Origin of the sequence: Citrobacter sp. Cpo030 (genome assembly GCF_030333005.1) — a bacterium.
GTDB lineage: Bacteria > Pseudomonadota > Gammaproteobacteria > Enterobacterales > Enterobacteriaceae > Citrobacter > Citrobacter portucalensis.
Genome location: NZ_JAOWGT010000050.1, coordinates 1 through 13,847 on the forward strand (window position 1 = coordinate 1; position 13,847 = coordinate 13,847).

17 protein-coding genes are annotated in these 13,847 nt (G+C 49.5%); 11 read left to right on the plus strand and 6 right to left on the minus strand.

The features are described 5' to 3' along the window. Positions 1-586: 586 nt before the first annotated feature. Positions 587-931, minus strand: a complete 345-nt coding sequence (locus OGY37_RS23390; protein ID WP_003833919.1) for a hypothetical protein — start codon at positions 929-931, stop codon at positions 587-589. Between the two features lie 204 nt (positions 932-1,135). On the opposite strand from OGY37_RS23390, the gene OGY37_RS07845 reads away from it, so the two are divergent. The 6 genes from OGY37_RS07845 to OGY37_RS07870 all read left to right on the plus strand — a co-directional run bounded on the left by OGY37_RS07845 (position 1,136) and on the right by OGY37_RS07870 (position 5,147). Further along, the gene (locus OGY37_RS07845; protein WP_003833917.1) at positions 1,136-1,825 is read left to right on the plus strand and encodes a LolA family protein; all 690 of its coding nucleotides are present in this window, start codon (positions 1,136-1,138) and stop codon (positions 1,823-1,825) included. A gap of 13 nt (positions 1,826-1,838) precedes the next feature. Continuing rightward, positions 1,839-2,309, plus strand: coding sequence for an SRPBCC family protein (locus tag OGY37_RS07850; RefSeq protein ID WP_286620521.1), 471 nt, complete (start codon positions 1,839-1,841; stop codon positions 2,307-2,309). 208 nt (positions 2,310-2,517) lie between these two features. Beyond that, on the plus strand, positions 2,518-3,660 hold the full coding sequence (locus tag OGY37_RS07855; protein WP_149282013.1) for a transglutaminase-like domain-containing protein: 1,143 nt from the start codon (positions 2,518-2,520) through the stop codon (positions 3,658-3,660). Next, positions 3,638-3,994, plus strand: a complete 357-nt coding sequence (locus OGY37_RS07860) for a hypothetical protein (protein ID WP_079939955.1) — start codon at positions 3,638-3,640, stop codon at positions 3,992-3,994. The genes OGY37_RS07855 and OGY37_RS07860 overlap by 23 nt, the downstream gene beginning before the upstream one ends. Then, positions 3,991-4,272, plus strand: a complete 282-nt coding sequence (locus tag OGY37_RS07865; RefSeq protein WP_149385221.1) for a heavy-metal-associated domain-containing protein — start codon at positions 3,991-3,993, stop codon at positions 4,270-4,272. The genes OGY37_RS07860 and OGY37_RS07865 overlap by 4 nt, the downstream gene beginning before the upstream one ends. 209 nt (positions 4,273-4,481) lie before the next feature. After that, a complete protein-coding gene (locus tag OGY37_RS07870) occupies positions 4,482-5,147 on the plus strand; it encodes a YecA/YgfB family protein (RefSeq protein ID WP_003034581.1) in 666 nt (221 codons plus the stop codon). 26 nt (positions 5,148-5,173) lie between these two features. On the opposite strand, the gene tyrP is transcribed toward OGY37_RS07870, so the two are convergent. Beyond that, entirely contained in the window at positions 5,174-6,385 is a 1,212-nt protein-coding gene (gene tyrP, locus OGY37_RS07875; protein WP_148361841.1) for a tyrosine transporter TyrP, read from the minus strand. Positions 6,386-6,610: 225 nt separating this feature from the next. Here tyrP and OGY37_RS07880 point away from each other — a divergent pair, with 225 nt between their 5' ends. Beyond that, complete coding sequence (locus OGY37_RS07880) at positions 6,611-6,850, plus strand: YecH family metal-binding protein (protein WP_003034586.1); 240 nt, start codon at positions 6,611-6,613, stop codon at positions 6,848-6,850. A gap of 45 nt (positions 6,851-6,895) precedes the next feature. Here OGY37_RS07880 and ftnA read toward each other — a convergent pair whose 3' ends face one another. Both ftnA and yecR read right to left on the minus strand, forming a co-directional pair. Next, on the minus strand, positions 6,896-7,393 hold the full coding sequence (ftnA, locus tag OGY37_RS07885) for a non-heme ferritin (RefSeq protein WP_125112500.1): 498 nt from the start codon (positions 7,391-7,393) through the stop codon (positions 6,896-6,898). Positions 7,394-7,587: 194 nt separating this feature from the next. Further along, the gene (gene yecR / locus OGY37_RS07890) at positions 7,588-7,923 is read right to left on the minus strand and encodes a YecR family lipoprotein (protein WP_149282011.1); all 336 of its coding nucleotides are present in this window, start codon (positions 7,921-7,923) and stop codon (positions 7,588-7,590) included. 267 nt (positions 7,924-8,190) lie between these two features. On the opposite strand from yecR, the gene OGY37_RS07895 reads away from it, so the two are divergent. Next, entirely contained in the window at positions 8,191-8,829 is a 639-nt protein-coding gene (locus tag OGY37_RS07895; protein ID WP_003034591.1) for an RpiB/LacA/LacB family sugar-phosphate isomerase, read from the plus strand. A 33-nt stretch (positions 8,830-8,862) separates the two neighbouring features. On the opposite strand, the gene OGY37_RS07900 is transcribed toward OGY37_RS07895, so the two are convergent. Continuing rightward, on the minus strand, positions 8,863-10,284 hold the full coding sequence (locus tag OGY37_RS07900) for an MFS transporter (RefSeq protein WP_286620523.1): 1,422 nt from the start codon (positions 10,282-10,284) through the stop codon (positions 8,863-8,865). Between the two features lie 129 nt (positions 10,285-10,413). Between OGY37_RS07900 and OGY37_RS07905 the strand changes: the two genes are divergently transcribed. Beyond that, on the plus strand, positions 10,414-10,665 hold the full coding sequence (locus OGY37_RS07905) for a DUF2766 family protein (RefSeq protein ID WP_003034595.1): 252 nt from the start codon (positions 10,414-10,416) through the stop codon (positions 10,663-10,665). Positions 10,666-10,804: 139 nt separating this feature from the next. On the opposite strand, the gene OGY37_RS07910 is transcribed toward OGY37_RS07905, so the two are convergent. Next, positions 10,805-11,308 (minus strand): non-heme ferritin-like protein, encoded by a 504-nt coding sequence (locus OGY37_RS07910; RefSeq protein ID WP_003034597.1) that lies wholly within the window; start codon positions 11,306-11,308, stop codon positions 10,805-10,807. A gap of 553 nt (positions 11,309-11,861) precedes the next feature. On the opposite strand from OGY37_RS07910, the gene OGY37_RS07915 reads away from it, so the two are divergent. Continuing rightward, entirely contained in the window at positions 11,862-12,419 is a 558-nt protein-coding gene (locus OGY37_RS07915; RefSeq protein WP_126317811.1) for a DJ-1/PfpI family protein, read from the plus strand. A gap of 318 nt (positions 12,420-12,737) precedes the next feature. Then, positions 12,738-13,727, plus strand: coding sequence for an arabinose ABC transporter substrate-binding protein (locus OGY37_RS07920; protein WP_003833897.1), 990 nt, complete (start codon positions 12,738-12,740; stop codon positions 13,725-13,727). Positions 13,728-13,847: the final 120 nt, after the last annotated feature.

Genomic DNA, 13,847 nt, shown 5'->3' on the forward strand with positions numbered 1-13,847 from the left:
AACGCTTACCGCTCATGGGCACCTCTCTTTAAGCCATCTTAAATGACTCTGAGGTGTCTGTTAAACCCGTGGCGATTCAAGCAATGTTTTGAAAGTAGTCACCTTAAGTTAAAGGATAATCAACGTAAGATACTTTCCTCTAATGGAAAATTGCGACTCGCAGTTACTTTTGATGAACAAGGTAATGCGCAGAAGGCTGCTGCCGTTGATTGATTTAAAGCGATAGTTAGATTGGAGTCTTGCTAAACTTTAATTGGCGCAATGCTCTGTGTATGTAGGGACTTGGTTGGTGATCATGCCCGTCTGTGCAGTTTCTGTGCTAAAGGCTATCTATGGCTATCTTTGTTTTGCTAACTACTGCAAAGATGGATAATCAATCGCTGCAAAGCATTGCAATGAGTTGATATATAACTCATTGATCCTGCGTAGAATTAAAATCCCTCGGCGTTCGCGCTGTGTGGGTTCAAGTCCCACTCCGGGTACCATGGGAAAGAACTGAATAATCAAAGCAATAAGCAGTGTCGTGAAACCACCTACGGGTGGTTTTTTTGTGCCTGTTTTTTACAAGTCATAGAACTCACTATTGCTAACGCCGAATCGGCGCGTTAAACATAAAGCCCCCTCGGGCAGGGTTGTTGATAAACCCATCGCGGGCGGGATTATAGTTGTGGTCCTGGAAACCATTCATCAGGATGGGATCGCCAAAGCCATCCTGTATCGCCAGCTGTCTGTGGATTCGGTTTCGTGCCCTGAACGTGAAAGCGAAATCACCCGTCCCGCCAATGATGAACACACCATTACCAGCTCGAAGTGCCGCGCTCAACTCTTGCTCTCTGACGGCCTGGTTTTGTAACGCGCTGGCTGTGGCAGACGATGACGCCAACAGCAGTAATATGAGAACGGCGCATGAAAATACCGATGGCAGTTTCATGATTAATACCTATAAAAAGCATGGCTATTAAAGTATAGCTTTATGTTGTCATCTTAACTGAAAAGAAAACCAATATTTTAAACCTGCTGTCCATACTGTATTTAAAAGACCGGAAGAGTAGTGCTGCGCAGTTAAGAACTATAATAAAAACAGTCAACAGGTGATTACTTCTGTTTGCAGACAGTGCTGGTTCAGGGGGCTGCTATGAACATTTCATCTTTTCCGATAGTCATGTTCGCAGCATTGCTCACCCTTAGTGGTGCAGCATATTCGGTGGAAAAAGAAGATATCTTTTCGCAGAATGCCAGGGCTACGGATCCCATCGCATTTTCTCAACAGTCATTTAATAACCTGAGGTCTTATCAGGTTATGATGCGCTCCTCGTCGCCATCCGATGAAAGCAAAATTATTCGCTATAGCTTTCAAAAGCCTGGGTATGTGCGGATGGATTTTACCCAACCGCATTCAGGTGCGGTGCTTATCTTTAATCCTGTCAGCGGTAAAGTGACGTTATGGCCATTTGGTGTGGGTACATTGCCCATTTTGCACCTGTCGCCTACTAATTCATTGATCCAGGATGAGCGTGGTCATCGGGTGGATCGCTCTGATATCGGCGTGTTGTTGGGCAATATTCGTCATCTGCAACGCGAAGGGACAACAACCACAGTTGGTAAGGAAAACCTTGCAGGACGGGCGACAATGCACGTATCTGTGGTTGGGCCTGGAACAATGGTGATTGATGGAGTACATCGTTATGACGTCTGGCTGGATAATTATCACGGACTCCCTGCCAAAGTGATCAGCTATGCGCCAGATGAGCAGCGATTAGAAACCGTGCTTCTGGATGCTATGGTCATTAACATCCGTTTTCCCGCCAATTTCTTCTCGCCTTGAGGGAGTCTGTATTATGGCTAACTATCGGTTTTCCACTGTCTGGCGGGTTGAGGCTTCTATTCAGGAGGTATGGGATGTTTTTTCTCATCCCGATCAGTGGCCTGAATGGTGGGAAAGTCTGGAACGCATTGTTGAGATTAAAAAAGGTGATATACAGGGCATTGGGGCGCTGCATCGTTATACCTGGAAAGGAGCGCTTCCTTATCGCTTAACCTTTGACATCAACGTGTTGAATATTTTGCCCTGCTCGCTGCTTGAGGGGCAAGCCAGCGGGGCGGTTGAAGGGCGAGGCGTGTGGTCTTTTTCTGCCAGTGGCGAAGAAACCATCGTCAGATATGACTGGAATGTTCGCACCACGATTCGCTGGATGAATTACCTGGCTCCGCTGGCGGCACCCGTTTTTCGCTGGAATCACGATATGGTTATGCGCGAAGGGGCCAGAGGGCTAGCCCGTAAGCTTGCAACGAATGTCTATATTTTCTGAACTCGCCCTCACGGCTGTACTTTTTGCCTGTCTATGGCTTACTATCTGTCGCGCAGTTTCTTATTTCATTCACAGTTAACAGGTCTGTTATTGATGAATAACCTCCATCGGCTCACCTTTTTATGTCAGCGTCTGTCTGCTGTGATGATCGCATACGGTTTTTACCTTCTTAGCCGTAGCTCAACTCTTATAACATGGACAGACAGCAATGCAACGTCGACAATTTCTCAAAAATAGCGTTCTCCTTTCCGCCGCCGGTTTAGTCGGTCCTGCGGTTATTAGCCAGACGGTTCACGCCGCTGAGCCATCCGTTGCACCAGCCGTGCGTCGGCGCTTTGTATTATCCCAGACATATAAACTTAACCCTCCTAAGGGGTCGAGCGGCGTGGTAAAACTGTGGATCCCGCTTCCGGTAGATACCGCGTTTCAACAAATGACGGCGCTTGCCTTTAGCGGAAACTACAAGCAGGCGTACGTTACCACTAATAATACTTATGGCGCGAAAACGCTGTTTGCCACCTGGCCTGACTCGCAGGGCGAACTGTTGATTAACGTTGATATCGACATTGAAACCGCCGACTGGGAGCCGCTGAAGCAGGACGCGCTGAAAACCTGGCAAGCGCCGGAGCAGATTATTTATCCGCTGGATGTAAAACCGTACCTGCTGCCGACGACACATACCCCAGTTGATGGGCAGGTTCTGGAAACCGCACGTAAAATTACCGGTAATGAGCAGGATCCGCTGAAAAAAGCGCGCCTGATTTACGAGTGGGTGAGTAGCCATATGGAGCGCGATAACGACGTCATCGGCTGCGGCACGGGGGATGTGGCGGAGATCTTAAAAAGCGGTAAGCTCAAAGGAAAATGCACCGACATGAGCTCCGTTTTTGTGGCTCTGGCGCGGGCCAGCGGCATTCCAGCGCGCGAACTGTTTGGCATCCGTCTGGGCAAAGCCAATAAGCTCGAACGCTACTCGAAAAGCGCTTTTGGCAAAGCTGACAGTGCAGGTGTCGCTGATGTGAGTGGCGGACAACATTGTCGCGCCGAATTCTATCTGGCCGGTTACGGCTGGTTACCGTGCGATCCTGCTGATGTGACCAAAATGCGTCTGGCAGAGAAAAAGTCGCATCAGGACGCCGATGTCCAGGCGGTAAACACTTACCTGTTTGGTAACTGGGAAATGAACTGGGTTGGATTCAACTACGGGCGTGATTTCGAGCTGTATCCGGCAACGGAGCAGGGAGCCATGAACAACTTTGGCTATCCTTACGCTGAAGTCGATGGTGACCCGATCAATTTCTATGATCCTAAAGCGTTCTCCTACAGCTATGTCGCCACAGAACAACGCTAAAGGGGCGGGACTCACCCTGTTGACGGCCGCGGCGGCTGCCGTCACCGCTGGCTTATGCTGCGTTGGACCGCTGCTCTATCTGTTGTTTGGTATTTCGGCGGCGAGCTTTGCTGTCTTCACCCGGTTCGAGTTCTTGCGAATTCCCCTGATGCTGGTGTCATTGGGTTTATTACTGCGCGTTTTCTGGCGGCTCTATTTTTCCAAACGACTGTGGTGCTCCGGGTGGTTAACGCTGAAGCAAGCGCGCATTCTCTACTGGTGCGCGTTGGCGTTGATTTTGCCGGTGCTATTTTATCCAACGCTCGTTGCCTGGTTTTATGAGGTATTTGAATGAAAATCTTCACATTAGTTGCATGCTTGTTGCTGCCGCTGTGGGCCCAGGCGGCCAATCAAAAAGTGGTGCTGGATATACAAAATATGACCTGCTCGCTGTGCGTTATTTCGGTCAATCAGGCGCTACGTGAAACCGACGGTGTGATTAAAGCAAAATCCTCCCTAAAAACCCGACAAGCAGAAGCGATTGTACCGGAAGGTTTCCCAACCGATACTTTACTTAACGCGGTAGCGAAAACGGGCTATACCGCAACGCTCAACCGTATTGAACGACAGTAAACCACCTGCGGGTGGTTTTATTGTTTTTTCCCGGTATGATGCCCGGCGGCTTAGTGTTCTCTTTTGTGCGTTAACTTCCGGAATTCCCCTCGTTTCCTGTTAACCTGAACAGGCGGCAGCTGTATGCCGCATATGCCCATTTGTATCTGTTATCCCTCCAGCCATGTAGGATGATCACAGGCAAGATTTTTTGACTAAGGAAAAGCGTTATGAAAACGGGACCATTAAACGAGAGCGAACTGGAATGGCTGGATGATGTACTGACTAAGTACAATACGGACAAGGCTATTCTGGATGTGTCAGAACTGGATGGTTTGCTGACGGCGGTGCTGAGCTCACCGTATGAAATTGAACCAGAGCAGTGGCTGGTCGCGATTTGGGGCGGCGCGCAGTATGTCCCTCGCTGGTCTTCCGAAAAAGAAATGACGCGTTTCATGAACCTGGCGTTTCAACATATGGCGGATACGGCCGATCGTCTGGATGAATATCCTGAGCAGTTTGAGCCGCTGTTTGGTTTACGTGAAATTGACGAGCATGAACTGACCATCGTTGAAGAGTGGTGCTTTGGTTATATGCGCGGCGTCGCACTGTCAGACTGGTCCGCGTTACCGGACACGTTAAAACCAGCACTTGAAGCTATTGCGCTGCACGGTACGGAAGAGAACTTTGCGGTGGTTGAGAAACTAACGCCGGAAGCGTTTGAAGAGAGCGTCGATGCCATCCGCCTGGCAGCGCTGGACCTGCATGCTTACTGGATGGCGCATCCTCAGGAAACGCCGGTCAAAGTACCGGTGAAAGTGGATGCCAAAGTAGGGCGAAATGACCCTTGTCCGTGTGGCAGCGGCAAGAAATATAAGCAGTGCTGTTTGCACTAACAGAAAGGGGCGAAAGCCCCTTTGTTTTAACCCACTTCTGGTAGTAATCCTGCTGCAATAGAAAACTGTACTGCTATCACCACAATGCCGCACAAAAATACCAGCGCCAGCGCCGGAGCACCGCCTGCTACGCGGTAGTTGGCCTGCGGATTATGTTTTCTGCTCTGCCAGGCCAGCATCGAGGGAATGAGCAGCGCCAGCACCGCCAGGGCAACGCCCGCATACCCTAATGCCATGACAAAACCACGCGGATAGAACAGCGCGAATGCCAGCGGCGGCAGGAAGGTCACCGCGCCGGTTTGCATTCTTCCCGCTACGGTATTGCGGCGCTGGAAGAGGTCGGCCAGGTAGTCAAATAATCCCAATGCAACGCCGAGGAAAGAGGTCGCCAGCGCGAGGTCAGCAAACAGATGCACCGCCAGTTCGACGTGCGGCGAAGCCACGACTTCACGCAATGCCTGCAATAAGCCATTTAAGCCTGCGTGGTTGGCTAATAGCCCCATGAACGTTGTCGAGTTAATGCTGCCAAGCGTCGCCAGTTGCCAGAAAATATAGGCGACCAGCGGAATAGCGCTACCCGTAATAAACACCCAACGCAGTTTACGGATGTTACCATTCATATAGCTGACGATACTGGGAACACTGCCGTGAAAACCGAACGAGGTGAATATGACCGGGATCGCGGAGAGCGCCAGCCCCTGTTGCAGCGGCAGCGTAAGCAGGTTCACTTTATGAATATGCGGCATTAACAGAGCCAGCATCGCCACCAGGAAGATTATCTTGGCACTGAATAGCAGACGGTTGAACAGATCGACCAGCGAGGTCCCAACGCAAACCACGCCACCGGCAACAAAGGTGAACAGCAGTACGCCTGTTGTCGGGGATACATTTGTTCCGGTCCAGTCACTGATGCTGGAAGCCAGCAGTTCACCTGCACCACTGATGTACGCCGCCGTCAGGGCATACATTAAAAACATCATGCTAAAGCCCGTTACCCATTGTCCGTAACGACCAAGATAACGTTTTGCCAGCGTGCCCAGCCCGGTGTCTGCCGGAACATGTTGATACACTTCAAGCAGCAACAGCGCGGTGTAGCACATCAACGCCCAAAGACTGACTAACAATACCAGCGTGACGCTAAACCCCACGCCTGCCGCAGCCAGCGGCATTGCCAACATACCGGCACCAATCGTGGTTCCCGCCACGATAAAAATACTACCCAGGGTTCTGTTTTTCACGCTTTCCTCTGTCCCAGAGATAATCAATGGTTATATCTGCGGCGCAGATTAAGGCAAAACGCTATTTTCGTCAAATCACCGTTACAATGGCTGTACATTAATGTTTACGATGCTTTGACCGTTAAGGTGTATAACAAATGACATTTATCTGCTGATAAACCTGCGTTAGCGCAAAGCGACGATGTGCGGTTCACATTAGGCTACGGACTTTATTAAGGAGGTAGTATGGAATCTATTCACGGTCACGAAGTGCTCAACATGATGATTGAATCTGGCGAGCAGTATTCAAATGCCAGCCTTGAAGCGGCGATTACGGCACGTTTCGGCGAGCAGGCGCGTTTTCACACTTGTTCTGCGGCGGATATGACAGCAGGCGAGTTGGTGGCGTTTTTAGCGGCGAAGGGAAAGTTTATTGCAAAAGAAGACGGCTTCTCTACGCACGAAAGCAAGATCTGCCGTCACTGATTTCAAGGGGCAATGATGGCGGGCTGCCATCATTGCCCTAAAATATTAATTCTGTGTATCAAGCGTAGCCAGTTCTTTGTCGATGAAATAAAGACCTTCGCCACTTTTTCCTGCCAGCGACAGCTTATCAATAACAGATTTAAATAATTTCTCTTCTTCATGCTGCTCGGCAACATACCATTGCAGGAAATTAAAGGTTGGATAATCCTGGTGGGTCATTGCCGCGTGTGCCAGCTCATTAATTTTCTGGGTGATTAGCTGCTCGTGTTCGTAAGTAACACGGAACAGTTCATCCAGAGACGCATATTCAGCAAAGGGTGAAGAAACGGTATTAATACGCGGCAAACTGCCGGTATCGGTCAGGTAGTCGAACAGACGCTGCATGTGCGTCATCTCTTCCTGAGCGTGACGGCGCAAAAATGCGGCGGCACCTTCGAAACTGTGATAGCTGCACCACGCGCTCATCTGTTGGTAGAGCAGAGATGAATATAATTCAAGGTTCATTTGCTCATTCAGTTGCTCGATCATTTCTGTTTTCAGCATGGTTCTGCTCCACAAACGTTATTATATATTGACGTGGCGTCACTATAATTTGTTATTTAATTATTTGCAAAAGGTAAAATAATAAATTTATTTATTAAAAATGCGAATGGGAATAAAACGCATTAACGCTATTAAACAGAGGAAATAAATAATAAAAAGGCAGAAGACCAGCAATAATGTGCTGGTCGGAAATATTAATAACTCAAGGAAGGCGACTGGGGTACCGCGACGCCGTGGCACTGCCACGCGAGCGTAATTTTGGTATTCAAACATAAAGAACCGGCATATACGCTACAGGTTGACACCGGCTGACCAAACGCTTCTGCGCTGGCATAGCCCAGGCGCTGACACTCTTTGGTGGCTGTCCCTTGGGTAACGTAGTCATCGGTACGTGCTGTTTGTAACATGGCCTGATTATAAGTCAGGCGAACCACACCAGTGATGGCGCTGGCTTCGCTGACCTGTGCCTGTTTTGTGATTGTGCATCCTGTCAGCATGAGCGGCAAAAGCGCCAGGATAAAAGTCTTCATGAGATCGCTCTGAAAGTTCGAAGATACACTATCATGGCATACAGAGACCCTCATCAATGGCTTGAATAGCCCGAAGATCACCTGCGATTAATCACAACGAGGTCATTTGTTTGCGGCAATTCTGAACTGTTCAGACAGGAATGTGAGCGCAACTTTGTTTTTTAAAACTAAATTTCATTAAATTTGAAAGTGTGATTGCAAAATAGTAATGTGGCTGAATGTTATGACTTTCAGCGGGCTACCGCAGCGCATTCAGGAGAGTACAGAATGAAAATTGCATTGATGATGGAAAACAGCCAGGCAAGCAAAAACGCCATCATCCATAACGAGCTTAAGGCCGTTGCGGATGAGAAAGGTTTTCCGGTCTATAACGTTGGGATGAGCGACGAAAATGATCATCATCTGACCTACATCCATTTAGGAATTATGGCCAGCATCCTGCTTAATTCCAAAGCTGTAGACTTTGTTGTTACAGGTTGCGGTACGGGCCAGGGGGCAATGATGTCACTGAATATCCATCCGGGTGTGGTGTGTGGTTATTGCCTCGATCCTGCAGATGCGTTCTTGTTCTCTCAGATTAACAACGGCAACGCGCTTTCTCTGGCATTCGCCAAAGGTTTTGGCTGGGGTGCTGAGCTGAATGTGCGCTATATGTTTGAAAAAGCGTTCACCGGGCGTAACGGTGAAGGCTACCCACCGGAGCGTAAAGAGCCGCAGGTGCGTAACGCCGGTATTCTGAATCAGGTGAAAGCGGCTGTGGTAAAAGAAAATTATCTGGACACGCTGCGCGCGATCGATCCTGAACTGGTGAAAACCGCTGTATCAGGCCCGCGCTTCCAGCAGTGCTTCTTTGAAAACTGCCAGGACAAAGCAATCGAAGCGTTTGTACGCGAAGTGATTGGCTAAATCCTGTTGGCCCGGCGGCGTTCACCCTCCGGGCTACCTGTTCTTGTTCGATACTGCGCTTCCTGCATCACGGGTGAGCCGCAGCGTATCCACCATACCTACCAGACAAATAATGGCAATAGCGACAAAGGCCAGCCGGAAACTGATCCCCGGAATATTGCCCAATGCCAGCCTTTCACTGACCACATCACCAATGCGGATGCCAATAGCGGCTAAAGAAATGCCCAATCCCACCGCTAATTGTGTCGCCGTACTGAACAGCGTATTAGCGTAGCTCATTTGTGCCGCGGGGACGTCCGCGAAGGCAAGTGTGCTGACGCCGGTAAACTGAATTGAGCGGAACACGCCGCCCAGATACAACACCAGCAAAATAATCCACACGGGGGTCTGTGGCGTAATTAATGCACAGGCCAGCAGCGCCAGAACGTTAAGTGCACCGTTAATCAACAGCAGTTTCTTAAAGCCCAGCCAGCGTATCAACGGTGTGGTGGCAGGTTTAATCGTCAGATTGCCGACAAATACCGCCAGTACCAGCGAACCCGCGTGAAAAGCGTTCATGCCAAAACCTACCTGAAACATTAACGGCAGCAGAAACGGCACGGCGCTGATAGAGGCACGAAACAGCGATCCGCCATACATGGTGACGCGAAAAGTAGGGACGTTCATGGCATCAAGGCGAATCATTGGCCAGGCGGTGCGGCGAAAATGATGCAGGGCGAACAGAAAGGTCACTGTTCCTAGCGCCAAAAGCCCGGCGGTCAGCCAGCCCTGAGGCTGTTGGGTCCCCAGTAACTCCATGGCATACACCAGGCTCACCATCGCAACAGAGGTTGCGATAAATCCCGTTATATCAAATCGGCGGCGCTCGTCGTCATGTATATCGGGGATAAAACGTAGCGCCAGCGCAATCGCCAGTATTCCGAGCGGTACATTAATGAAGAAGATCCAACGCCAGTTGGCATAGCTGGTAATGAATCCGCCAAGGGGAGGGCCAATGATGGGCGCGACTAATGCGGGCCAGGTCAGGGTCGCAATAGCGGTGATCAACTGATGTTTAGGCGTGGTACGCAATACCGCGAGTCGGCCAACCGGAACCATTAGCGCGCCACCTACACCCTGTAAGATTCGCATGGCGACAAAGCTCTCAAGGCTTTCGGACAAACCGCATAAGACCGAGGCGAGAGTAAATATCGCCAGCGCCAGGGTAAACACCTTTCGGGCGCCGAAGCGATCCGCAATCCAGCCGCTGGCGGGGATCAGCACCGCGAGGGTGATCAGATAGGCGCTGATACCTATGTTTAGGTCAACTGCCTGCACGCCAAAACTTTTCGCCATGTCGGGCAGTGCGGTGGCAATCACCGTGCCGTCAATAAACTCCATAAAGAAAGCCCCGGCAACAAGTAATGCCGCCGGGGATAGACCGCGTTTGTTCTCAACCGCAAAATGTTCACTCATGTTGTGCTTGCCATCTCAAAAGAAACTGACTGGAACTATTTTTATTTTCAGCGCATTCGGAAGGCATGCGCGGCTATCGTTTCGTTCGTTGAATGGGTACTATGACGACCTTTCTATAAGGAGCTCACTATGTCCCAAACACTGAATGCCGATCAGGAACTGCTCTCGGACGTTGTTGCCTGTCAGCTGGTTATCAAGCAGATTCTGGATGTTCTTGATGTTATTGCCCCAGTAGAAGTTCGGGAGAAAATGTCCAGCCAGCTGAAAAGCATCGACTTTTCCAGCCATCCTGCAGGTGCCGATCCGGTCACTATGCGCGCAATACAAAAAGCGGTTGCCTTGATCGAGTTGAAATTCACGCCGCAGAATGAATCTCACTAAAATAAACCGTTGTTTCAGGTTTTAGAAAGGTTTTTTTGCGCCTCGCAGAATGAGAGGCGTGAGCGTAGAGAAAATTAAGCACCAGCCGGATAAGGTGCGTCGCATCGTTATCCGGCATTAACACGATGAAAATTGAAGATTAGTGATGTTGATAGTTCACGACGTTCAGAAGGTGCTTATCGGTTTGCGCCATGCACAGTCCCGCACGTTTAGCGCTGCGGACTTCATCAAGAATCGTCTGTAACAGCACGCCATCCTGCTGCTGCTCTTTTTCCAGATCGTGAAGAAAATCAATGGTTGTTGCATCATTCAAGGCTTCTGCTTCATTAGTTAAGCGTGATAGCTTGCTGTAGCGCTGTTGGTATTCATCCAGCGTTTTCTGAAACAGTTCTTCAAGGGAAGTTAGTTCATCACCCGGAACATCAATAGCCTTGACGATAGGGTTAGCCCCGGCACTTTTCATAAAATTAAACATACGCATCATTTGAGTCACGTTACCTTGCGCCTGGGTGCGTAGAAAGGTTGCGGTGCCAGTCAGGCTGTGTTCGTAGCACCATTCACTGAGATGCAGGTAAAGATTCGATGCGTAGAACTCGAGGTTCATTTGTGTGTTGAGTTTATGAACAATTCCAACTGCAGCCATATCAATATCCTTATTTCCAGAAAGGGGGATGTACGTTACTAACGTCAGTGCAACGGGCTGCCGCTACACGTCACCACTACGTACAATTAAAACTGTTAGCAGAATAAATCCGTTCCGCCGGTCCTTTAGTGATCACGAATTATATTCGCTCCCGATCGAGATTCAGCATAACTCCAGTCCCGACATAAGAAAATCCTTAAATCTGCGTATTTATGATTTTTTACATATTGTCATAGCAATATTAGTGATTTATCCGCTTGTGCATATAAATGTTGTGAATATAACAGATTGATATTTATGGGATTAAAGTAAAATATTGATAATGAAATGATGTTTCATATCACGAAATGGAATTTCACAATCAGGTATTGTCTGTCGCCAGATGATTATCTGGTCTTCGGATGAAGAAATTTCACCATTGACCCGCGTCGGTGAACGCTATCTGCTGGCTAATTTTTTGCGCCAGATCAGTTTTGTGGAAATTAATAAAGTTAAGCGCCTGAATGATTCGGCATTTATTGTTTGGTGTATTTGGAAAAATCGAGGAGTGTGTATGAAAAAGGTTGCCGTGCTACTGGCACCTGGTTTTGAAGAGGCGGAAGCCATTGTTACCATTGATATTCTGCGCCGCCTGCAGATCGAAGTTGAAACACTGGCCTGCGCCGAGTCCCGTGCGGTGGTGAGCTACCATGACGTGCCGATGGTGACGGACAGCACGCTGGCTGCGCGTCAGACGGATCTTTATGATGCCGTTGTGTTACCCGGCGGGCCGCAGGGCAGTGTTAACCTTGCCGCCAGTGAGGCTGTCATCCAGTTTATCGCTCGCCATGACGATGCAGGAAAACTCATTTGCCCGGTGTGTTCTGCGGCGGCGCGTGTGCTGGGCGGCAACGGCCTGCTGAAGGGGCGCCGCTATGTGTGTTCGGGAGATCTGTGGCAAAACGTCGTGGATGGAGAATATATTGATGCGCCGGTTGTTGAAGATGGCAACCTTATTAGCGGCAAAGGGTTAGGGCATATTTTCGATTTTGCTTTCACGCTTTCAGCGCGTCTGCTGGAAGATGACATTCCGGTTCGCGATCATGCTGACCACATTTATTACAGATGGTAATCATTGTGCTCCCGAATGCTTCGGTATTCGGGAACAAGGATTCGTTGGCTGATGTTATGGACTAATCTGCTATCTCTCTTTTTTCCCGTCGACAAAACCGCGTTTTTTTATGTCATTTCCCGCTGAATTTATGTACGCAATTACTGTAATTCTGTGGTGTGATGCCGCTCTCTTATGGAGAATCAATTTCCCGCTAAAAATACTCTCAGCACTGGCATTGATCTTATCAATAAAAGGTAATGCCTTGTTTTACGTCCGAATTACAAAAAATCGTCTGATTTTACCCTACATAAAAGAACGTTAAAGCTGGAGTTAACCATGCACAAATTCACTAAAGCGCTGGCTGCCATCGGTCTGGCTGCCATTATGTCACAATCCGCTATCGCTGAATCCATGAAGCTCGGTTTCCTGGTCAAACAGCCGGAAGAACCGTGGTTCCAGACTGAATGGAAATTTGCCGATAAAGCCGGTAAAGACCTTGGTTTTGAGGTGATTAAAATTGCCGTTCCGGATGGTGAGAAAACCCTGAACGCCATCGACAGCCTGGCTGCAAGTGGAGCAAAAGGGTTTGTGATTTGCACGCCAGATCCAAAACTGGGGCCAGCCATTATGGCTAAGGCGCGTGGCTACGATATGAAAGTCATTGCCGTCGACGACCAGTTTGCCAACGCTAAGGGTAAGCCGATGGATACCGTGCCGCTGGTGATGATGGCGGCAACCAAAATTGGTGAACGCCAGGGCCAGGAGCTGTACAAGGAGATGCAAAAACGCGGTTGGGATGTGAAATCCACCGCCGTAATGGCCATTACCGCCAACGAACTGGATACCGCACGTCGTCGTACTTCTGGTTCAATGGAAGCGCTTAAAGCCGCAGGCTTCCCGGAAAAACAGATTTACCAGGTCCCAACAAAATCGAATGACATCCCCGGCGCATTTGACGCCGCCAACTCCATGCTGGTTCAGCATCCTGAAGTCAAAAACTGGCTGATTGTCGGCATGAACGACAACACCGTGCTGGGTGGCGTACGTGCGACCGAGGGGCAGGGCTTCAAAGCACCAAACGTGATTGGTATCGGGATCAACGGCGTTGACGCGGTGAGCGAACTGTCAAAAGGCGAAGCGACCGGGTTCTACGGTTCACTGCTGCCAAGCCCGGACGTGCACGGCTACAAATCCAGTGAAATGCTCTACAACTGGGTAACGAAAGGTGCAGAGCCACCGGCATTCACTGAAGTGACAGATGTGGTGCTGATTACCCGCGATAACTTCAAAGAAGAGCTGGCGAAGAAAGGCTTAGGCGGTAAGTAACAGAAGTGCTGCGATGTTGTAGGCCGGATTAGGCGAAGCCGCCTTCCGGCGCAATGCCCGGTGGCGCTGTGCTTACCGGGCCTACGTCCGGCGGTTTTCCAGGCCGGTAAAATCCTGACT